This is a genomic window from Micromonospora sp. NPDC002296 (assembly GCF_040296145.1).
GTDB lineage: Bacteria > Actinomycetota > Actinomycetes > Mycobacteriales > Micromonosporaceae > Micromonospora.
In genome coordinates, this window is the sequence record NZ_JBEOWQ010000003.1 from 190,219 (window position 1) to 214,657 (window position 24,439).

23 protein-coding genes are annotated in these 24,439 nt (G+C 73.8%); 17 read left to right on the plus strand and 6 right to left on the minus strand.

What is annotated here, in order from left to right; genetic code table 11:
• The first annotated feature begins 86 nt into the window (after positions 1-86).
• The 8 genes from ABT023_RS04095 to ABT023_RS04130 all read left to right on the plus strand — a co-directional run bounded on the left by ABT023_RS04095 (position 87) and on the right by ABT023_RS04130 (position 6,750).
• Positions 87-953 (plus strand): hypothetical protein, encoded by an 867-nt coding sequence (locus tag ABT023_RS04095; RefSeq protein WP_350881465.1) that lies wholly within the window; start codon positions 87-89, stop codon positions 951-953.
• The gene (gene fahA / locus ABT023_RS04100; RefSeq protein WP_350881467.1) at positions 950-2,146 is read left to right on the plus strand and encodes a fumarylacetoacetase; all 1,197 of its coding nucleotides are present in this window, start codon (positions 950-952) and stop codon (positions 2,144-2,146) included. Before ABT023_RS04095 ends, fahA begins: the two co-directional genes overlap by 4 nt.
• Positions 2,147-2,342: 196 nt before the next feature.
• A complete protein-coding gene (locus tag ABT023_RS04105) occupies positions 2,343-2,552 on the plus strand; it encodes a DUF397 domain-containing protein (protein WP_350881469.1) in 210 nt (69 codons plus the stop codon).
• 122 nt (positions 2,553-2,674) lie between these two features.
• A complete protein-coding gene (locus tag ABT023_RS04110) occupies positions 2,675-3,157 on the plus strand; it encodes an SRPBCC family protein (RefSeq protein ID WP_350881471.1) in 483 nt (160 codons plus the stop codon).
• A gap of 49 nt (positions 3,158-3,206) precedes the next feature.
• Complete coding sequence (locus ABT023_RS04115; RefSeq protein ID WP_350881473.1) at positions 3,207-4,463, plus strand: outer membrane protein assembly factor BamB family protein; 1,257 nt, start codon at positions 3,207-3,209, stop codon at positions 4,461-4,463.
• Between the two features lie 49 nt (positions 4,464-4,512).
• On the plus strand, positions 4,513-5,046 hold the full coding sequence (locus ABT023_RS04120) for a hypothetical protein (protein ID WP_350881474.1): 534 nt from the start codon (positions 4,513-4,515) through the stop codon (positions 5,044-5,046).
• Between the two features lie 56 nt (positions 5,047-5,102).
• Positions 5,103-5,642 carry a hypothetical protein gene (locus ABT023_RS04125; RefSeq protein ID WP_350881476.1) on the plus strand — a complete coding sequence of 180 codons (540 nt, stop codon included), beginning with the start codon at positions 5,103-5,105 and terminating at the stop codon, positions 5,640-5,642.
• Positions 5,643-5,673: 31 nt separating this feature from the next.
• Positions 5,674-6,750, plus strand: coding sequence for a COG1361 family protein (locus ABT023_RS04130; RefSeq protein ID WP_350881478.1), 1,077 nt, complete (start codon positions 5,674-5,676; stop codon positions 6,748-6,750).
• Between the two features lie 99 nt (positions 6,751-6,849).
• On the opposite strand, the gene hisC is transcribed toward ABT023_RS04130, so the two are convergent.
• The 4 genes from hisC to hppD are packed head-to-tail and all read right to left on the minus strand — an operon-like array spanning position 6,850 to position 10,955.
• On the minus strand, positions 6,850-7,953 hold the full coding sequence (gene hisC / locus ABT023_RS04135) for a histidinol-phosphate transaminase (protein WP_350881480.1): 1,104 nt from the start codon (positions 7,951-7,953) through the stop codon (positions 6,850-6,852).
• The gene (locus ABT023_RS04140) at positions 7,950-8,951 is read right to left on the minus strand and encodes an RDD family protein (RefSeq protein ID WP_350881482.1); all 1,002 of its coding nucleotides are present in this window, start codon (positions 8,949-8,951) and stop codon (positions 7,950-7,952) included. The genes hisC and ABT023_RS04140 overlap by 4 nt, the downstream gene beginning before the upstream one ends.
• Positions 8,948-9,727, minus strand: a complete 780-nt coding sequence (locus ABT023_RS04145; RefSeq protein WP_350881484.1) for an RDD family protein — start codon at positions 9,725-9,727, stop codon at positions 8,948-8,950. The genes ABT023_RS04140 and ABT023_RS04145 overlap by 4 nt, the downstream gene beginning before the upstream one ends.
• Before the next feature lie 22 nt (positions 9,728-9,749).
• A complete protein-coding gene (gene hppD / locus ABT023_RS04150; RefSeq protein ID WP_350881486.1) occupies positions 9,750-10,955 on the minus strand; it encodes a 4-hydroxyphenylpyruvate dioxygenase in 1,206 nt (401 codons plus the stop codon).
• Positions 10,956-11,094: 139 nt separating this feature from the next.
• Here hppD and ABT023_RS04155 point away from each other — a divergent pair, with 139 nt between their 5' ends.
• From ABT023_RS04155 to ABT023_RS04165, 3 genes are all read left to right on the plus strand, one after another.
• Positions 11,095-11,598 (plus strand): Lrp/AsnC family transcriptional regulator, encoded by a 504-nt coding sequence (locus ABT023_RS04155; protein WP_350881488.1) that lies wholly within the window; start codon positions 11,095-11,097, stop codon positions 11,596-11,598.
• 109 nt (positions 11,599-11,707) lie between these two features.
• Entirely contained in the window at positions 11,708-13,177 is a 1,470-nt protein-coding gene (locus tag ABT023_RS04160) for an outer membrane protein assembly factor BamB family protein (protein ID WP_502890581.1), read from the plus strand.
• A gap of 80 nt (positions 13,178-13,257) precedes the next feature.
• Positions 13,258-14,922: a fumarate hydratase gene (locus ABT023_RS04165; protein WP_350881490.1), complete on the plus strand. Its 1,665-nt coding sequence runs from the start codon at positions 13,258-13,260 to the stop codon at positions 14,920-14,922.
• Positions 14,923-15,000: 78 nt separating this feature from the next.
• On the opposite strand, the gene ABT023_RS04170 is transcribed toward ABT023_RS04165, so the two are convergent.
• Positions 15,001-16,296, minus strand: coding sequence for an Ig-like domain-containing protein (locus ABT023_RS04170; protein WP_350881492.1), 1,296 nt, complete (start codon positions 16,294-16,296; stop codon positions 15,001-15,003).
• A gap of 395 nt (positions 16,297-16,691) precedes the next feature.
• Here ABT023_RS04170 and ABT023_RS04175 point away from each other — a divergent pair, with 395 nt between their 5' ends.
• From ABT023_RS04175 to ABT023_RS04190, 4 genes are all read left to right on the plus strand, one after another.
• Entirely contained in the window at positions 16,692-19,673 is a 2,982-nt protein-coding gene (locus ABT023_RS04175) for an AfsR/SARP family transcriptional regulator (RefSeq protein ID WP_350881494.1), read from the plus strand.
• A gap of 35 nt (positions 19,674-19,708) precedes the next feature.
• Positions 19,709-21,118 carry a class II fumarate hydratase gene (locus tag ABT023_RS04180; RefSeq protein WP_350881497.1) on the plus strand — a complete coding sequence of 470 codons (1,410 nt, stop codon included), beginning with the start codon at positions 19,709-19,711 and terminating at the stop codon, positions 21,116-21,118.
• Between the two features lie 205 nt (positions 21,119-21,323).
• Positions 21,324-21,476 carry a DUF397 domain-containing protein gene (locus ABT023_RS04185; RefSeq protein WP_350881499.1) on the plus strand — a complete coding sequence of 51 codons (153 nt, stop codon included), beginning with the start codon at positions 21,324-21,326 and terminating at the stop codon, positions 21,474-21,476.
• Entirely contained in the window at positions 21,473-21,874 is a 402-nt protein-coding gene (locus ABT023_RS04190) for a pyridoxamine 5'-phosphate oxidase family protein (protein WP_350881501.1), read from the plus strand. The genes ABT023_RS04185 and ABT023_RS04190 overlap by 4 nt, the downstream gene beginning before the upstream one ends.
• Positions 21,875-21,981: 107 nt before the next feature.
• On the opposite strand, the gene ABT023_RS04195 is transcribed toward ABT023_RS04190, so the two are convergent.
• Entirely contained in the window at positions 21,982-22,527 is a 546-nt protein-coding gene (locus ABT023_RS04195) for a CGNR zinc finger domain-containing protein (RefSeq protein WP_350881503.1), read from the minus strand.
• Positions 22,528-22,602: 75 nt separating this feature from the next.
• Here ABT023_RS04195 and ABT023_RS04200 point away from each other — a divergent pair, with 75 nt between their 5' ends.
• Positions 22,603-23,577 (plus strand): EamA family transporter, encoded by a 975-nt coding sequence (locus ABT023_RS04200; RefSeq protein ID WP_350881505.1) that lies wholly within the window; start codon positions 22,603-22,605, stop codon positions 23,575-23,577.
• Positions 23,578-23,616: 39 nt separating this feature from the next.
• Positions 23,617-24,318 (plus strand): HAD family hydrolase, encoded by a 702-nt coding sequence (locus ABT023_RS04205; RefSeq protein ID WP_350881507.1) that lies wholly within the window; start codon positions 23,617-23,619, stop codon positions 24,316-24,318.
• Positions 24,319-24,439: the final 121 nt, after the last annotated feature.

Genomic DNA, 24,439 nt, shown 5'->3' on the forward strand with positions numbered 1-24,439 from the left:
CCGATTCGTCCCGTTCACCGGCCGTTGATGTCCGATAATCGGACACTATTGTCCGTTCCTTGTAGCGTCCCGTAAGTTCTTGTGTCGTGTCAACGCAGGTGCCCCGCCTCTTCGCCGGACTCGTCGACGACGCCGCCGTCTTCCCGCCCGGCAGCGCGACGCTGCCCGACGCGGTCGCCGCGCACCGCGGGCACCGCGACTCCTGGCATGCCGGCCTGGTCGGCCCGCTGCTCGTCCCCGCCTCGGCCGTCGTCGCCGGCGAGCTGGACCCGCTCGTCGATCCCGCCGAGGGTTTCGTGGTCGGGCTGATCGGCGACACCGGGGTCGAGGGGCTGCCCCTCGCGCTGTCGTTCCTGGCCCCGGCCGGCGTCACCGCCCGCCAGGTCGAGGTGGCGGTCGCCCGGCGCGGCGAGGACCCGCAGCCCGGCCTGACCGAGCTGCTGAGGCTGACCGGGCGGTGGGACGGCGTCGACGTCTACGCCGAGATCCCGCTGACCTTCGGGCTGATGGGGGCGCTGGACACGGTCGCCGCCGCCCGCGCCGAAGGGCTGCCGGTCGCGGCCAAGTTCCGCACCGGCGGGCTGGCCGCCGAGCTGTTCCCGACCCCCGTCGAGCTGGCCGCCGTCATCTGCGCCTGCCGGGACCGGGAGCTGCCGTTCAAGCTGACCGCCGGGCTGCACCACGCCGTGCGGCACCGGGACCCGGAGACCGGCTTCACCCACCACGGCTTCGGCAACGTGCTCGCCGCGACCCTCACCGCCGCCGACGGGGCCGAGGTTGCCGAGGTGGCCGCCCTGCTCGCCGCGACCGACCCGGTGCCGCTGGTCGAGCGGGCCCGCGCCGGGCGGGACGGCGACCGGCCGCTGTGGGTGGGCTTCGGCTCGTGCAGCATCGAGGAACCACTGACCGATCTGATCCGGCTGGGGCTGGTGAACGGGGGGTACGACGCATGACCTGGGTGACGGAGGCCGAAGGTTCGGCGTACGGGGTGCGCAACCTGCCGTACGGGGTGTTCCGGTGGGGCGGGGACGATCCCCGGATCGGCGTACGCATCGGGAACTTCGTGCTCGACCTGGCCGGCGCCGAGGCGGCCGGGCTGGTGCTGGCCGCCGGCGCGTTGGGCCGGCACTCCCTCAACGCGTTCCTGGCGCTGGGTCGTCCGCAGTGGACGGCCGTGCGGCAGCGGGTGACCGAGCTGCTCACCGACGAGGCTCACCGGGCGGCGGTGGAACCGCTGCTCGTCCCGCTCGCCGAGGTCGAGCTGTTGCTGCCGTTCGAGGTGGCCGACTACGTCGACTTCTACTCCTCCGAGCACCACGCCGGGAACGTCGGGCAGATCTTCCGCCCCGGCCAGCCGCCCCTGTTGCCGAACTGGAAGCACCTGCCGATCGGATACCACGGCCGGGCCGGCACCGTAGTGGTCTCCGGCACCCCGATCGTCCGCCCCACCGGGCAGCGGGCCACCCCGCAGGGCCCGGTCTGCGGCCCGTCCGTACGCCTCGACATCGAGGCCGAGGTCGGCTTCGTCGTCGGCGTGCCGAGCGCGCTCGGTGACCGGGTCGCGGCGGCCGACTTCGCCGACCACGTCTTCGGGGTGGTGCTGGTCAACGACTGGTCCGCCCGGGACATCCAGGCCTGGGAGTACCAGCCGCTCGGGCCGTTCCTCGGCAAGTCCTTCGCCACCTCCGTGTCGGCCTGGGTGACCCCGCTCGACGCGCTGGCCGATGCGTTCGTGCCCGCGCCGGACCAGGACCCGCCGGTCGCGGAGTACCTGCGCGACGTGCCGCACGTCGGGCTGGACCTGCGGCTGGCAGTGGAGTGGAACGGTGAGCGGGTCAGCGAGCCGCCGTTCGCCACGATGTACTGGACCCCCGCTCAGCAGCTCGCCCACCTCACCGTCAACGGCGCGTCCCTGCGCACCGGCGACCTGTACGCCTCCGGCACCGTGTCCGGACCCGAGCGGGGGCAGGTCGGCTCGTTCCTGGAGCTGACCTGGGGCGGTGCCGAGCCGGTCAAGGTCGGTGGCGAGACCCGGACCTTCCTGGAGGACGGCGACACCGTCACCCTCACCGCCACCGCGCCCGGCCCGGACGGCACCACCGTCGCCCTCGGCGAGGTCACCGGGACCGTGCGCCCGGCCCGCTGACCGGGGGCCGATCCGCCCCGCCGCGCCACCGGAACGCCGCTTCGACGCATCACCGAACCCCGATCGCACCCGCTGTGCGACCGGGGTTCGGCGTATCCGCGTTGACCGTCCGGGCTCGTCCGTCGCGGCGGCCCCCGGCCGGTGGCCCAGCGGCGCCGGCCGTCGTGGACGTCTCAGCGGACAGAAGGTAACGAGCATGACCGATCTTGCGGGCGCCGTCTGGCGCACCAGCAGCCGCTCCAACGACCAGGGACTGTGCGTGGAGGTGGCGGACAACCTGGTCGACACCGTCGGCGTGGTCGCGATACGCGACTCGAAGAACCCGGCCGGGCCGGCACTGGCAGTGAGCCCGCCGGGCTGGACCGCCTTCGTCGACGCCATCCGGGTCGGGCGGTTCCGGGTCTGATCATCACCCCGGGGGAGGCCCGGTGCCGCCTCGTCCCGGGACGGCCCCCAGCGGCGGAATTCCCGCCGCTGGGGCCCCGCCGTGCGCTCACTCACCGTACCGTGGAGGACACGGGAGGTGTCATGTCGACGGTCACGGTCACCCAGTTCATCCAGGCGCCCGCCGTCGACCTGTGGCGGATCCTGGTCGACCTGCCGGCCCGCGCGGACTGGCTCTGCACGGTCGGCCAGGTCGAGCTGCTCACCCCGGGCCGGCTCGCCCCGGGCACGGCCTGGCGGGAGATTCGCACCCGGCCGGACGGCGGCGGGCAGGCCGAGGAGTTCGTCGTGCTGGAGGCTGTGCCACCCCGCCGGCTGGTGCTCACCTCGCTCGGCACCGGCGTGAGTTACCGGACCACCTGGACGCTGCATACCGTGCGGCGCCGCCGCCGGTCCTGCACCGCCGTCACGGTGCGCCAGGAGGCGGCGTCCACCGCCCCGTACGGTCGCGTCCTGGCCCTGCTCTTCGGCGGCTTGGCCGCCCGCGCGGTCGAGGGCGCCTTCCGCCGGGACCTCGCCGACCTCGCCCGCGCCGTCGACCCGGCGGCTGCCGCGGAGGCGGCCTGACCGGGGCGACGGCGGCCCTTCTGGGTAGGGTGCCGGTCGGAGGTGCGGCATGGGGTTCGCGAGGGGGCGGCGGCGGGTCGCGATGGCGGTCGCGGCGCTGGTCGGTGCCGGGGCGGTCGCGGTGGTCGTGCACCGGGTGCTCGCTCCCGCCGAGGTCGACACGCCCGCCCGGGCCGGCTACCCGGCGGCGGTCACCCCCGCGGTCGGGGTGGTGGGCCGGCTGCCGGTGGCCCCGCTGATCGTGGACGGCCGGCTCCGCGTCTACGCCGCCACCCGTCAGGTGTACGCCGACCAGCCGGCCGACAGCCGGTACCGGGTCACCCCGTACTGGTCGTACCGGCGCTGGCCGGCCGAGGTCAGCGGGGTGGTGGCGGAGGGGACCACCGTGGTCAGCCGATGGTCGGACGGGAAGCTGGTGGCGCTGGACGCGCGTACCGGCGGGGTGGCCTGGGAGGCCGACGGCCCCGCGCCCGCCGAGGGCTGGACCGCCCGCCGCACCGGGGCCGGGGCGGTCTGGGACCCGCCGGGGCTCTACCTCGCCCGGGCCGCCGACAGCCGGCCGGTGCTGGTGGTCTCCGGGGCGGACGGGGTGCGCGGCATCGCGCTCGCCGACGGCCGGCAGCTCTGGTCGGCGGACGTGGACGGCGGGTGCCGTACCGACGTGGCCACCACGGCGGCCGGGCAGTTCGTCGCCGTGGACCGCTGCGCCGCCGGGCCGGCCACCGTGGAGTTCCGAGACGTGGTCACCGGGGCGCAGACCACCCGCTGGGCACCCCCGGGGGCGACCGCCGAACTGGCCGTCACCCCGGTCGGGTGCGTAAGCCACCGCTCCCGGTGCCGGGGCCTGCGGACCACCGGCCCGGCCGACGGGGCGGGGCATGGCTGGCTGGTCGGCGAGGGATCGCCGGTGGCCGCCCCGGCCCTGGATCCGGCGGGGTCCGAGCTGGACGGTGAGCGGGTCGTCGCGGTGGCCGACGGGGCGGTGACCGGGCGGGCGGCCCGGACCGGCGAGGAACTGTGGCGTCGGGCCGACCTGGGGTCGGCCCGGATCGTCGCCGCCCAGCCCGGCCGGGTGCACCTGCTCACCGAGGCGAACGACCTGGTCACCCTGGACCCGAGCTCGGGCGCGGAGCGCTCCCGCTTCTCGCTGGACGTGGGCCGGGACGGCATCGGCTGGGCACCGGGTCTGGCGTACGCGGGGGGCGGCTACGTGGCGGTCGAGCGGCTCCGCGAGCCGGTCGACCCGGACGCCGACGACCAGCGCTACTTCCTGACGTCCGAGCCGGTGGTGCTCGCCGCCACCTGAACGGGCCACATCTTCGACAAATCGGACATCAGCTTCTAAAGTGTCACCCGTGCGAGTGTTTCCGGCCGTGCTCGGCCCTCTGTTGCTCCTCGGCGGCGTGCCCCCGCTCGGCCAGGCGGTTGGCCATCGGGTCGCGGCGCTGGCCCGGGTGGAGGGGATCGACATCACCGTGCCCGTGTCCGTCAGCCTCGGCTCGGGATTCGTCGGCGGCACGCTGACGGAGAGTCTCGGCACGGTGGAGGTGACCGACTTCCGCGGCCCCGTCAATCCCAACACCTGGATCGCCACCGTCACCGCGACCGCCTTCGTCGCCGGTGCCGGCGGTGCCGGTCGCACGATCGCCAACGGTCGGGTCTCCTACTGGTCGGGGCCGGTGGTCAGGAGCACCGGGGGTGGCACGCTCGTTCCGGGGCAGGTCACCTCGGCGCAGGCGGTCACCCTCGGCGTCCCCAGGCCGGCGTTCAGCAAGACCTCGGGAAACGGCAACAACAAGGTGAGTTGGGCGCCGACCCTCCGGATCGCCATCCCCTCGGGCGTGGTGGCGGGCACCTACATCGGCACGGTGACCCACTCTGTCGCTTAAGGGAAAAATGGTTGGTCTGTCCGGTTAATGACTTGATGTCCGTTAGGCTGCTGGCCATGAGGAAACCACTTCTTGCCCTGGCAGCCGGGGCCGCGCTGCTGGCCGTGGCGTCGCCAGCGGCAGCCGCGCCCTCGGGCGACACCATCGTCACCTTCACCGTCTCTACCGCCAACCTGGACATCAACGTGCCGCCCGCGGTCAACCTCGGCGCCGTGTTCGCCGGTTCCACCGACACCGGCCAGCTCGGTAACGTCACCGTCAGCGACAACCGGGCGGCGCTCTCGGCCACCTGGCGGGTCACCGTGAGCAGCTCCGCGTTCACCACCGGCGGCGGCACCGGGCCGGAGACGATCCTGCCCAATCTCGTGGCCTACTGGTCGGGCCCCGCCGTGGCCACCACCGGCGGCGGAACCGTCGTGCCGGGGCAGCCCACGGCCGCCGACGCCGTGACGCTCGACGTCCCCCGGATCGCCTTCTCCAAGACCTCCGGCAGCGGCGACAACACCGCCACCTGGAACCCGACCCTGCGCATCACCGTCCCGGCCGGCGCGGTCGGCGGCACGTACACGGGGGTGATCACCCATTCGGTGGCATGACCGCACGCTCGTCCGATCCCTTGCCCTGGCCGTGACCGCAGTGGTCGCGGCCGGGGCGCCGATGCCGGCCCTCGCCGGCCCTGCGGCCCCCGGCCGCGCGCCGGCCGCCCCGCCCGGCCCTGTGCTGCCCGAAGCCGGGCGGCCCGACGTCGAGGAGGCTCATCGGGACGGGCCGGCGCAGCCCACGGCCGAACCGGGCGGGCAGCCGGCCGGCCGGGTCGGCATCCGGCTGCTCGACGCCCCGCTGGACCGACGGGACGACAGCCGGGCGCACAAGTACATCGTCGACCACGTCCGTCCGGGTACCACTGTCAAGCGGCGCATCGTGGTCAAGAACTCGTCGGAGATCCGCCGGAAGATCACCGTCTACGCCGCCGCGGCCGACGTCGGCGGGCAGGGTTTCGAGTTCGCCCCCGGGCACACCCAGAACGAGCTGAGCAGCTGGGTCCGCGTGGAGCGCGGCGAACTGGAGCCCGCCCCGGACGAGGAGGTCGTCCTCCCGGTGACGATCACCGTGCCCGCGCGGGCCTCCGCGGGCGAGCGGTACGCGGTGGTCTGGGCCGAGCTGTCCGACGTCGGGGGGCGGAGCGTGCGCCAGATCGGCCGCGCCGGCATCCGGGTCTACCTGTCGGTCGGGCCCGGCGGCGAGCCGCCGTCCGGCTTCGAAACCGGGCCGCTCGGCGGTGCCCGGGACGCCGACGGAGTTCCGGTGGTCACCACCGAGGTACGCAACACCGGCCGGCGCGCTTTGGACCTCACCGGCGAGCTGTGGCTCTCGGACGGGCCCGGCGGGCTGTCGGCCGGGCCGGTGAGAGCCGAGGCGAAGACCCTCGCCGTGGGCGACACGACCACCGTCCGGGTCGTGCTGGACCGCCGGCTGCCCGACGGCCCGTGGGCGGCGAAGCTCGACCTCGCCAGCGGCTGGACGAAGCGCACCACCTCCGGCACGGTCGCCTTCGGCGGGCAACCCGTCGCGACCGGCGGCACCGACCGGTCGTCCCAGGTGCTCACCGGGGGACTCGTCACCTCCGGCCTGGTGCTGGCCCTGTTCGCCGCGTACGCGTACCGCAGGCGCGGCCGGTTCCGGGCCCCCGTGCCGGCGGCGTGACGGCACCCGTGGCGTCCCTGACGGGCAGGGGCCGGTCGACCGGCTCACGGACGGGCAGGGGCCGGTCGACGCGAGGCGTGGACCGGCCGGCCCCTGCCGTCACGACAGGGCGGACTCGGCCACCGCGAGGAAGGCGTCGTTCTCCGCCGGGGTGCCGATGGTGACCCGGACACCGTCGCCCGCGAACGGCCGGACGATCACCCCGCGCGCCTCGCAGGCCCGGCCGAACTCCACCGCCCGGTCGCCCAGCGGCAGCCAGACGAAGTTCGCCTGGCTCGACGGCACGTCCGGGACGAACTTGCGCAGCGCCTCGGTGACCCGGTCGCGCTCGGCGACGACCAGCGCGCATCGCCGCTGGACCTCGTCGGCCTGGGCCAGCGCGGCGAGCGCACCGGCCTGGGCGGCCATGCTCGTGGAGAACGGGGTGACCACCTTGCGCACGGCGGCGGCCACCTCGGGGGCGGCGACGAGGAAGCCGATCCGTAGGCCCGCCAGCCCCCACGCCTTCGACAGGGTGCGCAGCACCACCACGTTCGGCCGGTCCAGGTAGGTCAGGCCGTCCGGCACCTCGGGGTCGGTGACGAACTCCCGGTACGCCTCGTCGATGACCACCAGCACGTCCTCGCCGACCGAGTCGAGGAACCGGTCCAGCTCCGGCCCGCGCGCCGCCGTGCCGGTCGGGTTGTTCGGGTTGCAGACCAGCACCATCCGGGTCCGGTCGGTCACCGCCGCGGCCATCGCCGTCAGGTCGTGCCCGTGCCCGACGTCGTTGGGCACCCGCACGCTGGTCGCGCCGCTGGTCGCCGCGATGATCGGGTACGCCTCGAACGAGCGCCACGAGTACAGCAGCTCGTCGCCGGGCAGGCAGGTGACCCGGACCAGATGCTCGGCCAGCGCCACCGACCCGCAGCCGGTGGCGATCCGGTCGGCGTCCACCCCGTACCGCTCGGCGAGCGCCGTGCGGAGCGCCACCACGCCCATGTCCGGGTACCGGTGCGAGCCGGCGACCGCCTCGGCGACCGCCTCCACCACGCCGGGCAACGGGCCGTACGGCACCTCGTTGCTGGCCAGCTTGATCGCCTCGGCCAGGCCCAACTCGCGGGCCAGATCGGCGGGGCTGCGGCCGGGCACGTAGTTCGGCAGCGCGTCGAGGTCGGCGCGGGTCAGCCGCAGCGGCGGCCGCTGACGTCCGGTGTCGGTCATGAGGTGTCTCCCGGGGGGTTGGCGGGGTCTTTCGGGGCGGCGGAGCCACTGCGGGCACGGGGGACGCGGGGAAGCTGGACCACCACGGTCTGCGCGCGCTTGTCGTGCAGCGCCTGGCGCAGCGGATGGTCGAACAGCGGCGACAGCGCGTCGACGAGCTGGAGCAGCAGGCCGAAGCCGCAGCAGTACCAGAGCAGGGTGGGCAGGCCCAGCGTGCTCCACCGGCGCAGCGCCCGGCCGAAGCCGAGCGGCTGGTCGGCCTCGACCGGCACGGCCCGCACGCCCACCATCCGCTTGCCGAGGGTCTGGCCGTTGCCGGCCATCGTCGGCACCTCGTAGGCGAACCAGAGCGCGGTGGCGATCAGCAGGATGGCGACCTGGAGCCCGCCGGCCTGCTCGCCCGGTTGGGGCAGCCCTTCGGTGGACGAGTCGCCGGCCATGGCCCGGCGCAGCACCTCCCGGAAGTACGGGGTGATCTCCTCGACGTACCGGTAGACGAACCAGCCGTTGACGACCGCGTTGAGCAGGAACACGACGCCGAAGTCGATCAGCCGGGCGACCAGCCGGGCACCGAAGGAGGCCAGCGGCAGCCCGTGCGGGCGGGGCACGGGCGGGCGCCCGGGCCAGTTCGGGTACGGCCAGCCGGGCGGCGGCCCCTGCGGGTGCCCGTACCCGGGTGGCGGGCCGTACCCGTGTCCCGGACCCTGCGGTGGACCGCCGACCGGTCCCTGCTGCGGGCCGGGTCCCGGCCAGCCGGGGAACGGGCCGGGCCCGGACGGCCCAGGGGCGCCGGGCGGCGCGGGGTGCTGCCCCGGGGGCGTTGCCTGCTGGCCGTGCGGTGCGGCGGGGCTGGCCGGGGGCGGGGGCTCGACCGGGGGTGGGCCCTCCGGCGGGGTGGCGTCGACCGGGATCGGCGCACCGATCCAGCCCGCACCGTCCCAGTACCGCCTGGTCTCGCGGTCGGCGGGGTCGACGTACCAGCCTGGTTGCACGCTCACGGAGCAACCTTAACGACGACCGTCCGGGCGAACTTGTCGTGGAGGCACTGCTGCCAGGGCTTGTCCCACAGCTGCCAGAGCCCGTCGACGTAGCTGAGCCCGGGCACGAACATGCTCCCGACGAACTGCACCAGGTACCGCCGGCCGGCAATGCCACGGTCCAGCGTCCGGGTCGGGTCGAGCGGGACGACCCGGATCTTCATCACCTTCTTGCCCAGCGTCTGCCCGGTCCGGCGCAGGTACTCGACGTGGTAGAGCCAGTAGAGCCCGAGCATCAGGACCAAGAGCCCCAGCTCGACCAGGAGCAGCGGCAGTATGAAGCCGGTGATGAAATCGCCCGCGTCGGCCGCGTAGTACGTGCCGGCCGGGTGGGCCTGGTCGATGCCGCCGAGGATCCTGAACGAAAAGATCATGATGACCGGCACGAACAGCACCGCGGCGACCACGCTGGCGAGAGCGCTGTCGATCAGGAAGGCCAGCAGGCGGTCGCCGAAGCTGGCCAGCGGCTGCCCGCCGGGGCTGACCGGTACCGGCGCGAACCCGGGACGTGGCGGCGGCGGGGCCCAGCCGGGGGGCGGGGCGTAGCCGGGCGGGCCGGTCCAGCCGGGCGACGGCGGCGGGCCGGCGGAGGCGCCCGGCGGGGCGTAGCCGGTGGGGCCGGGCTGCGCCGGAACGGCGTACCCCGGCGGGGCCGGGGCGGGGGGCGGCGCGACGCCACCGGCGGCGGGCGGCTGCCCACCGGCCGGCGGCGTCGGGTACGTCGGAGGCTGGGTCACGCTGGACAGTGTCGCAGGTGGGCTACAGGTTGCCCCGCTTCTCCTGCTCCCGCTCGATGGCCTCGAACAGGGCCTTGAAGTTGCCCTTGCCGAAGCCCAGCGAGCCGTGCCGCTCGATCAGCTCGAAGAAGACCGTCGGGCGGTCCTGCACCGGCTTGGTGAAGATCTGGAGCAGGTAGCCGTCCTCATCCCGGTCGACCAGGATCTTGCGGGCCTTCAGCTCCTCGATCGGTGCCCGGACGTTGCCGATCCGGGCGCGCAGCTCCGGGTCCTCGTAGTACGAGTCCGGGGTGTCCAGGAACTCGACGCCGGCCGCGCGCATCGCGTCGACGCTGCCCAGGATGTCGTTGGTGGCCACGGCGATGTGCTGGGCGCCGGGCCCCTGGTAGAACTCCAGGTACTCGTCGATCTGCGACTTCTTGCGGGCCACGGCCGGCTCGTTGAGCGGGAACTTCACCTTCCGGGTGCCGTTCGCGACGACCTTGCTCATCAGGGCCGAGTAGTCGGTGGCGATGTCGTCGCCGATGAACTCCGCCATGTTGGAGAAGCCCATCACCCGCTTGTAGAACTCCACCCATTCGTCCATCCGGCCCAGCTCCACGTTGCCGACCACGTGGTCGACGGCCTGGAAGAAGCGCTTCGGCTGGAGGCCGGCGTCGATCATCGGCTGCCGGTCCACGATCGGCCCCCGGGCCACGAAGCCGGGCAGGAACGGGCCGGTGTACCGGGACCGGTCGACCAGGGTGTGCCGGGTGTCGCCGTACGCGGCGATGGCCGCCATCCGTACGGTGCCGTGCTCGTCGGAGACGTCGTGCGGCTCGATCAGGCCGGTCGCGCCCTGCGCGGTGGCGTGCGCGTACGCGGCGTCGACGTCCGGCACCTCCAGCGCGATGTCGCTGACGCCGTCGCTGTGCTTCGTCACGTGGTCCGCGCCGGCCGCGTCCGGGCGCACCGCGCCGGTCAGCACGAACCGGGCCGAGCCGCTGGTCAGCACGTACTCGGCGTGGTCCCGGTAGCCCTGCTCCGGCCCCCGGTACGCCACGCAGGTCATGCCGAACGCGGTCGAGTAGTAGTGCGCGGCCTGCTTGGCGTTGCCGACCAGGAAGTGCAGGTGGTCGAGCCCCCGGACCGGGAACGGGTCGCGGCTGATGTCGTGGTCGACTGCGCCGACCAGCACGTCGACGTCGAAGTCCTCGGTCGACTGGGGTCGGTCGATCGCCTGGGTCATGGTGACCTCCCTTGCGTACCGGCCGGCCTCGCGGGCCGCCGTCGGTGGGTTGTCTGGCGAGGATCGCCGGATTGCGGGTGATTGGGCAACAGTTAGCCGAATCCCTGGTCAGGTTGCGCATTCGGTATGGTCTGCACCCGTGACCGCTGTGCAGGGTGTCCAGCTCGACGAACTCGACGCGCGACTCATCGGGCTGCTCGCCGACGAGCCCCGGATCGGGGTGCTGGAGTGCTCCCGGCGGCTCGGGGTGGCCCGGGGAACCGTCCAGGCCCGGCTCGACAAGCTCGTCGACCGGGGCGTGATCGGCGGCTTCGGGCCGGACGTCTCCCCGGCCGCGATCGGCTTCGGGGTGACCAGCTTCGTCACCCTGGAGATCAGCCAGCGGCTCGGGCACGACGCGGTCACCGCGCACCTCGCGGCGATCCCCGAGGTGCTGGAGGCGCACACCATCACCGGCTCCAGCGACCTGCTCTGCCGGATCGTCGCCCGGTCCAACGCCGACCTCCAGCGGGTGATCGACCAGATCGTCTCGTACGAGGGCATCCGCCGGGCGTCGACGATCATCGCGCTCGCCCAGCAGATCCCGTACCGGGTGCTCCCCCTCGTCCGCTCCGCGGCCCGGGAGACGAGGGCACCCGCTTGACGCCTCCGGTGGAGCAGGGGCCCTCTTAACACGTCCGCGGCGCAGAAAGCACCGCGACACGGGCGCGTGGGCATTCGGCCCGGCGGTGATCGTCGTTACCGTGTCCGGTGTGGCGAAGGTGGGCGGCCTCAGGTTGCGTGGCTGGCTGCTGCTCGCCCTCGTCACGGTGGTCGTCCTCGCCGCCGCCGGGGTGTGGAACCCGTGGCCCGGGGTGTGGGACTGGGTCGACCGCAGCGAGCCGATCTCCGAGCCCGACGTGGTCTGGCAGCAACGGATCGGCGGGACCCCGAAGAGCGTCACGATCGCCGGCGGCGCCGTCGTCGTCGAGCAGCGCACCCGGGTCGAGGCGCGCAGCCTCGCCACCGGCGTCCAGCTCTGGGAGCGCAAGGCCGACTGGTCCGCCGTGGCCGGCGGCGACCGCGACCCGGTCGTCGCCGTGGGAAAGCTCCTGGTCAAGGGGTACGAGCTGCTCGACCCGACAACCGGGGCGACCCGCCGCCGCGACGCCGACGCGGTGGCCGTGTGGACGTACCGGAACCTGCTGCTCGACGCCCGGTGCACCGAGGCGACCGACTGCACACTGAGCGCCTGGGACCCGCGCGGCACCGCGCCCCTGTGGACGGCGTTCCTGCCCGGCGTCAGCACCGGCCTCTTCGCCGACAACCCGGACCTGCTCGGCACCCGCCGGCTGAGCACCACCCGGGTCGACGACGGGGTGGCCGGCCCGGAGGCGGTGCCCCCGCTGCTCGGCTTCCCGGTCGACGGCCGGGTGCACGTCGTGGACACCGCCACCGGGCGGGTGCTCCAGGACGTCGAGCCCGGGCGGGACGAGCGGCTCGCGGTGGTCGGCGGCCGGATGCTGCGGATCCGGGCGGTCTCGCAGGACGGCGCGTGCGCGTTCACCCTCACCGCCCACGACCCGACCACCGGCCGGCAGGTGTGGCGGCGCACCGGGATCAACCTGCGCACCGCCGACAGCGCCGGCTGCGCCCAGCGGGAGGACCCGCAGGGCGCGCGGAACGTGTTGATCGGCGTCGCCCCGAACGGTCGGGAGGCCGTCATCGACGGGTACGACGGCCGGCTGCTCCAGGTCAACGGCGAGGGGGAGAAGCTGATCGCGGTCGACGACCGGTACGCGCTGGTCCGCACCGCCGACAAGCGGTCGATCGTCGCCCGGGAGTTGGGCGTGGACCGGACCCGGTGGACCCGGGCGGCCGGTGGCCGGAGCGGTGGGACGCTCACCCCGTACGCGGCGGTGCTCGCCGAGGAGAAGCCGAACCGGCTGATCGCGCTGGACCCGCGTACCGGAAAGGAACTGGTGGTGCTGCGGACCTCGGCGAACGCCCTGGCCATCGGCCCGGCCGGCATGGTCATCGGCGAGGGGCGGGAGATCGGCTACGTCCGCTTCGGCGCGGGCGGGACGGCCCCCACGCGGCCGCCGGGCGACGGTGGCGTCCCCGGCCCGGGTGACCGCGGCCCGGGTGACCCCGGCGGGGGCACCGACGGGGGCCCCGGCGACGACGGCGACTGCGGGCCGAAGCGGGAACTCTGCCCCGAACAGGACGACAAGGACGGCTGAGCGCGACGGGTGAGAGCGGCGTCCCAGGACCGACCCGTCGGGTGTCCCCGATCCACCCGCCTGCCCTAGGCTTTCCGCTCATGAGCAGTGCCGCGTTCTCCTACGCTCCCTTGCTGCCGACCGGGCCCGACCAGACCGAGTACCGCCTGGTCACCGACGAGGGCGTCGACGTCGTCCACGGGCCGGGCGGGCGCCGGTTCCTGACCGTGGAGCCGGCCGCGCTGACCGCGCTGACCGCCGAGGCGATGCACGACATCGCCCACTACCTCCGCCCCGCGCACCTGGCCCAGCTCCGGTCGATCATCGACGACCCGGCGGCCTCGCCGAACGACCGGTTCGTCGCGCTGGACCTGCTGCGCAACGCGAACATCGCCGCCGGCGGGGTGCTGCCGATGTGCCAGGACACCGGCACGGCCATCGTGATGGGCAAACGCGGCCGGCACGTGCTGACCGACGGCGGCGACGCCGAGGCGATCTCCCGGGGCGTGTACCAGGCGTACACGAAGCTGAACCTGCGCTACTCGCAGCTCGCCCCGCTGACCATGTGGGACGAGCGGAACACCGGCAGCAACCTGCCCGCGCAGGTGGAGATCTACGCCGAGGACCCGGACGGCCATCCGGACGCGTACAAGTTCCTGTTCATGGCCAAGGGCGGCGGCTCGGCCAACAAGTCGTACCTCTACCAGGAGACCAAGGCGCTGTTGAATCCCACGCGGATGATGCAGTTCCTGGAGGAGAAGCTGCGGCTGATCGGCACCTCGGCCTGCCCGCCGTACCACCTGGCCGTCGTCATCGGCGGCACCAGCGGCGAGTACGCCCTCAAGACCGCCAAGTACGCCTCGGCGAAGTACCTCGACGCGCTGCCCACCTCCGGTTCGATGACCGCGCACGGCTTCCGGGACCTGGAGCTGGAGGCCGAGGTGCTGGAGCTGACCCGCAACTTCGGCATCGGCGCGCAGTTCGGCGGCCGGTACTTCTGCCACGACGTGCGGGTGGTCCGGCTGCCCCGGCACGGCGCGTCCTGTCCGGTGGCGATCGCCGTGTCCTGCTCGGCGGACCGGCAGGCGGTCGCCAAGATCACCCCGTCGGGCGTGTGGCTGGAGCGCCTGGAGACCGACCCGGCGCGGTACCTGCCCGACGTCACCGACGAGACGCTCGACGCGTCCGAGGTGGTCCGGGTCGACCTCAACCGGCCGATGGACGACATCCGCGCCGAGCTGTCCAAGTACCCGGTGAAGACCCGGCTGTCGCTGACCGGCCCGCTGGTCGTCGCCCGGGACATCGCGCACGCGAAGATCGCCGAGCGGCTGGACGCGGGCGAGGCGATGCCGCAGTACCTGCGCGACCACGCCGTCTACTACGCCGGCCCGGCCAAGACCCCCGAGGGGTACGCCTCCGGCTCGTTCGGCCCGACCACGGCCGGCCGGATGGACGCGTACGTGGAGAAGTTCCAGGCAGCCGGGGGCTCGATGGTGATGCTGGCCAAGGGCAACCGGTCCGCCCAGGTGACCCGCTCCTGCCAGCGGCACGGCGGCTTCTACCTCGGCTCGATCGGCGGCCCGGCGGCCCGGCTCGCCCAGGACTGCATCCGCCACGTCGAGGTGCTCGAGTACGCCGAGCTGGGCATGGAGGCGGTCTGGAAGATCGAGGTGGAGGACTTCCCGGCCTTCGTCGTCGTCGACGACAAGGGCAACGACTTCTTCGCCGAGGTCACCAAGCCCGTGCTCACCGTCGGCCGCCGCTGACCGGTCGGGCCACCGAAGTCGTCGCACGCGAAAGGGGCGCCGGGCGGAAGCCCGACGCCCCTTCGTCGTCAACCTGCGTCAGGTCGCCCGGCCGACGAGGAACGTGCCGCTGAGGGTCTCCGACACGACCCCGTCGCCGGTGCGGGTGTAGACGGCGACCCGGTGGATGGTGGCGGTCGTCGGGGTGTAGGTCACCGACGCGGAGCCGTCCGTGCCAGCGGCGACCGTCTGGGCGGGGCGCCCGTCGAACGAGTAGACGTACTCCGTCACCCCGGCCATCCCGGGCCCGAAGACGAACGTGCCGGGCGTTCCGGCCACCGCGCCCAACTTGCCGATCGGGTACTCGACGGAGCTGACGGTCGGCTTGGTCGCCAGGTAGAAGCGATGGTGGGCCTCGCCCGAGGGCAGGTCGCCGGCCGTGCGGCTGCGCACGTACACGTCGTTGTAGCCCGGCCGGGTCGGCGTGACCGTGACCGTGGCCGTGCCGTCGACGGCCGCGCCCACAATCTGCTCCGGCCCGTCGTTGAGCCGGTAGGTGTACTCGGCCACGTCATCCATGCCCGGCGCGAAGGTCAGGGCACGCGGCTGGCCGTACCCGGCGGTCGGGTTGCCGTCGGTGATCATCGGGCTGGTGACGCGTACCCGGAACGTGTAAGTGGTGGCGGGCGACACGTTGCCCGCCCGGTCCACCGCCCGCACCGACAGGACCCGCGGCCCGTCGTCGTCCGGCGTGATGGTGACCGTCGCCGAGCCGCCCGGCTGGTCGGGGGCCACGTAGCTCGTCGGCCCCCCGGACAGGTCGTATCGGAACTTGTCGGTGTCGGTGTCGCCGTTCGCCGCGAAGGTGAACTGGCCCGGGATGCCCGGCCCGCCGTACCAGCCCAAGTCGGCCGGGTAGTCCGGCGAACTGACCGTCGGCTGAGCCGGTTGGGTGGTGTCGACGGTGAACCGACACTCCGCCGACCAGGCCGAGGCGGCATCGGCCGAGTCGGTGGCCCGCACGGCGAACGCGTACGTCCCGCCGTCGACCAGGGAACCAGCCGGGACGTCGTACCGGAACTGGCCCGGCGCGGCCTTCGCCGAGGACGTCCACTCGGTCCGCTGCGTCGGCTGCTCGACGGGCCACCAGGCGAAGGTCGCGGTGACCTGTTCCATGGCCGCCGGCTGCGCGTCCGGGTCGCTGACGGTTGCCCTGAAGTACGGCGTGGTGGTGCTCACGGCCAGGCCGGCGGCACAGGTCAGGTCGGCAACGCTGAGGTTGCCCGGCACGTCGGGCGCGGTGTTCGCCGACGCGGTGGCCGGGCCTGCGGTGGCCAGTGCCCCGGTGCCGGCGAGTAGGGCGGCGAGCCCTACGGTGACGAAGCGGCGCGGCATGCGCCGGGGACGTTTGGAAGGTACCCCGCTGGAACCCCCGTTGACCTGCACGATGCTGCCCTCCACTGAGGTCGAGATGGTTGAACGATCTTAACTTCGTGAGTGTTTTTCCGTGCAGATATTTCGGCTGGCATCGATGCTTCGGCCATCTGGGAAGGAGATGCGGTGGGGCCGGTGAAAGAGGGAGAAAGTCAGGCGGCGACATCGGTGCGCCCGCCCACCTAAGTGGACGGGCGCACCGCCCCCGTCGGATGCCGTCGCCGACAACCGTGACCGATTGTGCGGTTTGGCGCTGCCGATCCGCTCTCATCTCGCTATCGGCCTGCACGTGGCGGCCCGTTATCATCGGGTTACGCTGCTGGAAGTTCCACGAGGTCAGCGGGGGGCATCCGGTCATGCGGTTCGGAATCCTGGGACCACTGCGGGTGGGCGGCGGCGAGGCCACCGTCACCGCGGCCCGGGACCGCACCGTGCTCGCACTGCTCCTGCTGCGTTCCGGCCGGGTGGTGCCGGCGGAGGAGCTGATCGACGCGGTGTGGGAGGACCGGCCCCCGGCCACCGCCCGGGCGCAGCTCCAGACCTGCGTGTCCCGGCTTCGCCGGCGCCTCACCGAGTTGGGCATGCCCGCCGACCTGATCCTCACCGACCCGGCCGGCTACGGCATCCGGGTCGCCCCGGCCGAGCTCGACGCGGAGCTCTTCGCCGAGCGGGTCGACGCCGCCCGGGCCGCCGTGGCGGCCGGCCGGCTGCCGGAGGCGCAGCGCCTGTTCCGGGCCGCGCTCGGCCTGTGGCGCGGGGCCGCCCTGAGCGGTGTCACCAGCCGCACGGTCCGACGCCGCGCCCAGGTCCTCGACGAGCAGCGGACCGCCGCGCTGGAGGAGTGCGTCGACGTCGAGCTGCGGCTCGGCCACGCCGCCGATCTCGTCGACGAGCTGACCGAGGCGGTGGACCGCAACCCGCTGCGGGAGCGGCTGCGCGGCCAGTCGATGCTCGTCCTCTCCGCGGTCGGTCGGCAGGCCGACGCCTTGGCCGTCTACCGCGAGGGCCGACGGCTCTACACCGAGGAGCTGGGCATCGAGCCCGGCCCGGCGTTGCAGGAGCTGCACCAGAGGGTCCTCGCCGGCGACCTGGCGCTGGCCGGGTCCGGTCGAGGGCCGGCCGCCCCGGTGCGGGGTCTGCCCCGGGCGATCAGCGACTTCACCGGCCGGCAGCAGACAATCGCCCGGCTGGTCAAGGAGATCGAGGAGGACGACGCCCGGGTCCAGCTCATCGACGGGATGGCCGGCAGCGGCAAGACGACCCTCGCGGTGCACCTGGCTACCGCCCTCGGCGACCGCTACCCGGACGCGCACCTGTTCGTCGACCTGCACGGGCACAGCGAGCGGGAGCCGCTGTCGCCGGCCGCCGTGCTGGCCGGGCTGCTGCGCCAACTCGGCGTGCCCGGCGAGCGCGTCCCCAGCGACGCCGACGAGCGGGCCGCGCTCTGGCGCAGCGAACTCGCCGGCCGGCGGGCCGTGGTGGTGCTCGACAACGCGGCCAGCGCCGCGCAGGTGGCACCGCTGCTGCCAAGCGGCCGGGGCTGCCTCACCCTGATCACCAGCCGGCGGCGGCTGACCGGTCTGGACGGCGGGAAGCCCTCCTCGCTGACCGTCCTGGAGCCGGACGAGGCGGTCGAGCTGCTCGCCCGGGTGGTGGGCGTCGACCGGGCGGCCGCCGAGCCGGTCGCCGCCGCCGAGGTGGTCCGGCGTTGCGGCCACCTCCCGCTGGCGATCCGGCTCGCGGGCGCCCGGCTCGCCCACCGGCCGAGCTGGCGGGTCGCCGACCTCGCCGGCCGGCTGGCCGCCGGACGCGACGCCCTCACCGAACTGGTCGCGGGCGAACGCTCCGTCGGCCAGGCCTTCGCCCTGTCGTACGCGCAGGTGAGCCCGGCGGCGCAGCGGATGTTCCGGCTGCTCGGGCTGCACCCGGGGGCGTTCTTCGACAACCGGGTGGCGGCGGCGGTGGCGGACCTGCCCCTGTCCGACGCGCAGGACCTGCTCGACGACCTGGTCGACGCGCACCTCGTCGAGGAGCCGGAGCGGGGCCGGTTCCGCTTTCACGACCTGGTCCGCGACTACGCCCGGCACCGGCTGGCCGAGCCGGGGGCGGTCAGGGCGCGGGGGGCGGCGTTGGAGCGGCTGCTCAACTTCCACCTGCACACCGGCGCGGAGCTCGCCCGCCTGGTCAACCGGTCGGCCAGCAACGCCCCCTTCGCGCTGCCGCCGGTGGGGCGTCCCGACCTGGTCCGCTCCTGCCTGACCGATGGCCAGGACTGGCTCGACGAGAACCGGGCGACGCTGGTGGCGCTGGTACGGCTGGCCGAGCAGGAGGGCCACGACCGGTACTGCTGGCAGTTGGCGCGGGCCTGTTGGAGCTACTGGTTCTCCGAGGGGCACCTCGACGAGCTGATCGAGGCGCACGAGGCCGGGCTGCGCGCCGCCGAGCGGCTGGGCGACGACGTCGCGATCGCCACCATGCACAACTACCTCGCCTCCGGCCACCACCGCCTCGGCCGCTACCCGGAGGCGCTGGCGTCGATGAAGGTCGCCCTGCGGTTGAGGGAACGCCTGGGCGACCGGATCGGTCAGGCGGGCACCCACAAGAACGTGGCCGCGGTCCTCTCGGTCACCGGCGACCTCACCACGGCACTGGCGCATCTGGACATGGCGCTGGCGCTGCTGCGGGCCGAGGGGCACGACGGCGGAATCGTCGCCACCTTCACGAACCAGGCGTCGATCCTGCTGATGGCCGGCCGGCCGGAGGAGTCACTGGCGGTCTCCCGCCGGCAGCTCGCCCTGGCCCGGTCCGGCGGCACCCTCTACGACGTGGCGAACGCGGTGGGACACGTCGGCATGGCCCGGGCCCGTCTGGGGCACGGCGAGGTGGCCGTGCGTCGCCTGCACGTCGCGCTGCGACTCAAGCACCGGCTCGGCAACCGGTACGGCGTCGGCGAGCTGCTCAACGAGATGGGCGTCATCGAGCGTGCGGCGGGTCGTCCCGAGGGCGCGGCGGCCCGGCACCGGGAGGCGCTGGTCGCCATGACCGAGGTGGGCGACCGGGCCGGGCAGTGCGCGTCCCGCAACCTGCTGGCCCGGGCGCTGCTCGACGAGGGGGACCGGGCCAGCGCGCTGGACCTGTACCGCCGGGTGCTCGGCGACGCGCTGCGGCTCGACGTCCGCTACGAGCAGGGCCGGGCGCTGGACGGCATTGCCCGCTGCCTGCGGCCCGTCGACCCGGCCGCCGCCCGGTCCCACTGGCACCGGGCCCTGGGACTGTTCCGGCAGCTCGGCTCACCGGACCGGCACGAGGTCGAGCGGCTGCTCGCCGGGTTGGACTGAGCGATCATCTGCGGCCCGGCGGCGGTCGGGGCAGGATGGTGGGCGTGACGACTCCAGAGGCAGCGGGCTACCGGATCGAACGCGACTCGATGGGCGAGGTGGAGGTGCCCGCCGAGGCGTTGTGGCGGGCGCAGACCCAGCGCGCGGTGCAGAACTTCCCGATCTCCGGGCGGGGGATCGAGCCGGCCCAGATCAAGGCCCTGGCCCAGATCAAGGGCGCGGCTGCCCAGGTGAACGGCGAGCTGGGCGTGATCGACGCGGACGTGGCCGCCGCCATCGCCGCCGCCGCCGCGCACGTGGCCGACGGCGGGTACGACGACCAGTTCCCGATCGACGTGTTCCAGACCGGCTCGGGCACCTCGTCCAACATGAACACCAACGAGGTGATCGCCACGCTGGCCGGCCGGGAGCTGGGCCGGGACGTGCACCCGAACGACGACGTGAACGCTTCCCAGTCCAGCAACGACGTCTTCCCGTCCTCGATCCACCTGGCCGCCACCCAGTTCGTCGTGGAGGATCTGGTGCCGGCGCTGACCCACCTCGCCGAGGCGCTGGAGGCCAAGTCGGCCGAGTTCGAGACCGTGGTCAAGGCCGGCCGCACCCACCTGATGGACGCCACGCCGGTCACCCTGGGTCAGGAGTTCGGCGGGTACGCCGCCCAGGTCCGCTACGGCGTCGAACGGCTGGAGGGGGCGCTGCCCCGACTGGCCGAGCTGCCGCTCGGCGGCACCGCCGTGGGCACCGGGATCAACACCCCGTTCGGCTTCGCCGCGGCGGTGATCGCCAAGCTGCGCGAGTCCACCGGCCTGCCGCTCACCGAGGCCCGCAACCACTTCGAGGCGCAGGGTGCCCGGGACGCGCTGGTGGAGACGTCCGGGCAGCTCCGGACCATCGCGGTCGGCCTCTACAAGATCGCCAACGACATCCGGTGGATGGGCTCGGGCCCCCGGGCCGGCCTGCGCGAGCTGCGCATCCCGGACCTCCAGCCCGGCTCGTCGATCATGCCGGGGAAGGTGAACCCGGTCGTCGCCGAGGCCGTCCGGCAGGTCTGCGCCCAGGTGGTCGGCAACGACGCCACGGTCGGCTTCGCCGGCTCACAGGGCGACTTCGAGCTGAACGTCATGCTGCCGGTGATGGCCCGCAACCTGCTGGAGTCGATCCGGCTGATCGCCGCGTCGAGCCGCCTGCTCGCCGACCGCTGCGTGGCCGGCCTGGTCGCGAACGCCGACGTCTGCCTGGCGTACGCCGAGGGCTCGCCGTCGATCGTCACCCCCCTGAACCGTCACCTCGGGTACGACGAGGCCGCCTCGATCGCCAAGGAGGCGCTGGCCAAGGAGATGTCCATCCGGGACGTGGTGATCGCCCGGGGCCACGTGGCCGACGGCAGGCTCACCGCGGACCAGCTCGACGAGGCCCTCGACCTGCTCCGGATGACCCACCCCTGACCCCGGCCGCCCGGCCTGGCTCGGGTTCTGCCTGGCGGGGGGTGCAACCCCCCGGTCGTGCGGGGGCCGGGGCACGGATCGGCCTCCCTCGACAGTCAGATGATCGGTAAAGTAGCCGACGGCTGCGGGATCCGTTTTGTGCCGGGCCTTCCGCAGGCTGCGGAGCGTCGGCGTGGATCACTATCGGTGTGGAGGGCGGTTGCCGATGATCGATGAACAGACGACGGCGTCGGCCTTCCTGGTGGCGGAGCCGGGCCGGCCGCGGATACGTCACGGCCGGAGTAAGGACCCGACGGGGCCGGTGCTGACCGTCGGCCCGGCCTCGTGGCTGGCCCTCGTCGCGGCGATGCCGCAGTGATCGGAGAGATAGTGCTCGATCCGGAGATCCTGGAGCGGCTCGAGCGGGAACGGATCGTCTGGCTGTGCACGGTGCGACCGGACGGATCGCCGCACGTCACGCCGGTCTGGTTCCTGTACCGGGACGGCGAGTGGTGGATCTGCACGCAGGAGCGGAACCGGAAGACCCGTAACATTGTTGCCGATCCCCGGGTGTCGCTGGCGCTGCCGGACGGCGTGTACCCGGTGGTGGCGGAGGGCGCGGTCACCATCGTGCGCTCGTCCTTCCCGGAGTGGGCCGTCGACGGGTTCCGCCGCAAGTACGACTGGGACGTCACCGCCCCGGCCGGGCCCGCCGGGGACAATGTCCTGCTTCGCGTCGCCGTCTCCCGTTGGCTCATGACGGATACTTCCTCCTGACCACGCTTCCCCGGCCGCCTGCCGATTGATCGACTCCGCGTCGATGACGCGGCGGCATCAAGGCGTCGCGAATCCCGCCTTGAGGGCGGGTGGCGGCGCGACGTGGGTCAGGGGCGGGCGGTGGCCCTGCGGGCCCGGTAGGCGGTGACCGCGGCGCGGTTCCCGCAGCTCGCGTCGCAGTACCGCCGGGAACGGTTCTTCGACAGGTCGACCAGCACGTTGTCGCAGTCCGGGTGGTCGCACCCGCGCAGCCGGCCCAGCTCGCCGCTGCGTACCAGGTCGGCCAGGGCCATCGCGGCCTCGACCGCCATCCGGGTGGCCAGCGGTGCGTCCCTGGGCACGGCGTGCAGGTGGTACGGCTCGTCGTCGTGCCGGACGAGCTGCGGCAGCGCCCCGGCCTCGCGCAGCAGCCCGTTGACGATGGCGACGATCCCGTCGGTGTCGGCGTGCCAGATCCGGCGCAGCCGGGGGCGCAGTTCTCGGACGGCCCGCAGCTCCGCCTCGGTGTGCTCGTGCCGGCCGGTCCAGCCGTGCGCGGCGAAGAACGCGTCCAGGGCGGCCACGTCGGGTAGCGCCTCGCCGTGGCCGCCGGTGGTGTTGACCAGGGCGGCGGCGGCGATCAGCCCGCACTCGGTGTCATGGGCGAAAAGCAACTTGACCCCTGTCAGGTGACCCGCCTAGCGTCATTGGCGTAAGGCTACTTCACTCATGACGTACTGGGGAATTCGATGCGTCCACGACCCGCCGCCGGCACCGGTCTCGGCCTGGTGCTGCTGTCGGCCGTCACGTTCGCCACCTCGGGCACCTTCGCCCGGTCGCTGATCGAGGCCGGGTGGTCCGCGGAGGCTGCGGTGGTCGCCCGGGTCGGCCTCGCCGCCGCCGTCCTCGCGGTGCCCGGGGTGCTGGCCGTGCGCGGCCGGTGGGGCGTGCTGCGGCGCAACCTCGCCCCGGTCGGCGTCTTCGGGCTCCTCGGCGTCGCGCTCGCCCAGGCGTGCTTCTTCAACGCCGTCCGCTACCTCCCGGTCGGCGTGGCGCTGCTGCTGGAGTACCTGGGCATCATCCTCGTGGTCGGCTGGATGTGGTTGGTCCACGGGCAGCGCCCGCGCCGGCTGACCGTGGCCGGGGCGGTCGCGGCGCTGGCCGGCCTCGTCGGCGTCCTCGACCTGACCGGCGCCGGCCGCCTCGACCCGGTCGGCGTGCTCTGGGGGCTGGGCGCGGCGGTCGGGCTGGCCGGGTACTTCGTGATCGCCGGCCGCCTCGACGACGGCCTGCCGTCCGTGACGATGGCCAGCGCCGGTATGGCCGTCGGCGCGGCGGTCCTGCTCCTGCTGGGCCTGGCCGGGGCGCTGCCGCTGCGGGCCACCTTCGGTGAGGTGACCTTCGCGGGGCAGCGCACCAGCTGGCTGGTCCCCATCGCCGGCCTGTCACTGGTCGCCGCTGTGGTCGCGTACCTGGCCGGGATCGCCGGGACCCGGATTCTCGGGGCCCGGCTCTCCTCGTTCGTCGGGCTGACCGAGGTGATGTTCGCGGTGCTCATCGCCTGGCTGGTGCTGGGCGAGCTGCCGACCGTCGTGCAACTGTTCGGCGGCGCCCTGATCGTCGCCGGGGTCGCCCTGGTCCGCCTCGACGAGCTGCGCGGGTCGCCCGTCGACGACCGGCCGGGCCGCCGTCCCGTCGAGCCCGCGCTCGCCGCCGAGGGCTGACGCCCCCACGATCGCGCCGGTGGGTGGAAGTCTGGCCGGATGCTGACCCATGTCGTGTTCGACGCCGACGAGACCCTGATCGATCTGCGCCCGGCGGTCACCGGCGGGCTGGTGGCCGTACTGGAGGAGATGCGGAGGCTGACCCCGGCGGCGGCCGGGATCAGCCTCGCGGAGCTGGAGTCCGACTGGCACGCGGTGTTCGCCGCGATGAGCGCCGCCCCCGTCCTGGAGATCCGGCGGGCCGCGCTGGCCCGGTCGCTCGCCCGGGCCGGCCTCGACGCGCACCTGGACGACATCGCGGCGGTCTTCTTCGCCCGGCGCTTCGCGCTGACCCGCCCCTTCCCCGACGTGCTGCCTGCGCTCGCCGCGCTGCGCGGCCGGTACGCCCTGGGCTACGCCACCAACGGCAACAGTCGCGCCGAGCGCTGCGGCCTCGCCGGCGAGTTCGCCTTCGAGTTGTACGCCCACGAGAACGGCCTGCCGAAGAAGCCCGCCCCCGAGTTCTTCGCCGCGGTGGTCGAGGCTGCCGGGGTGCCGCCGGAGCGGATCGTGCACGTGGGCGACTCGCCCAACCTCGACGTGCTCGGGGCCCGGCGGGCCGGCCTGCGGGCGGTCTGGCTCAACCGCCTCGGCCTTCCCCGCCCGCCCGGTGTGCCGGCCGACGCAGAGGTCTCCACCCTGGCCGACCTGCTGGACGCGGTCGACCGGCTCTGCGCCGGCCGCGAGATGAGCGAGGCGTAGCTCCTCCCACGCCGGGACGCCCGTTTGACGCCGCGACGACAGCGAGCCGACGAAAGCCTGAATGACGTGCAATACGGACTCCCAGCTGGCGGAACGCCCATCGGTGATATGGGATGACTGC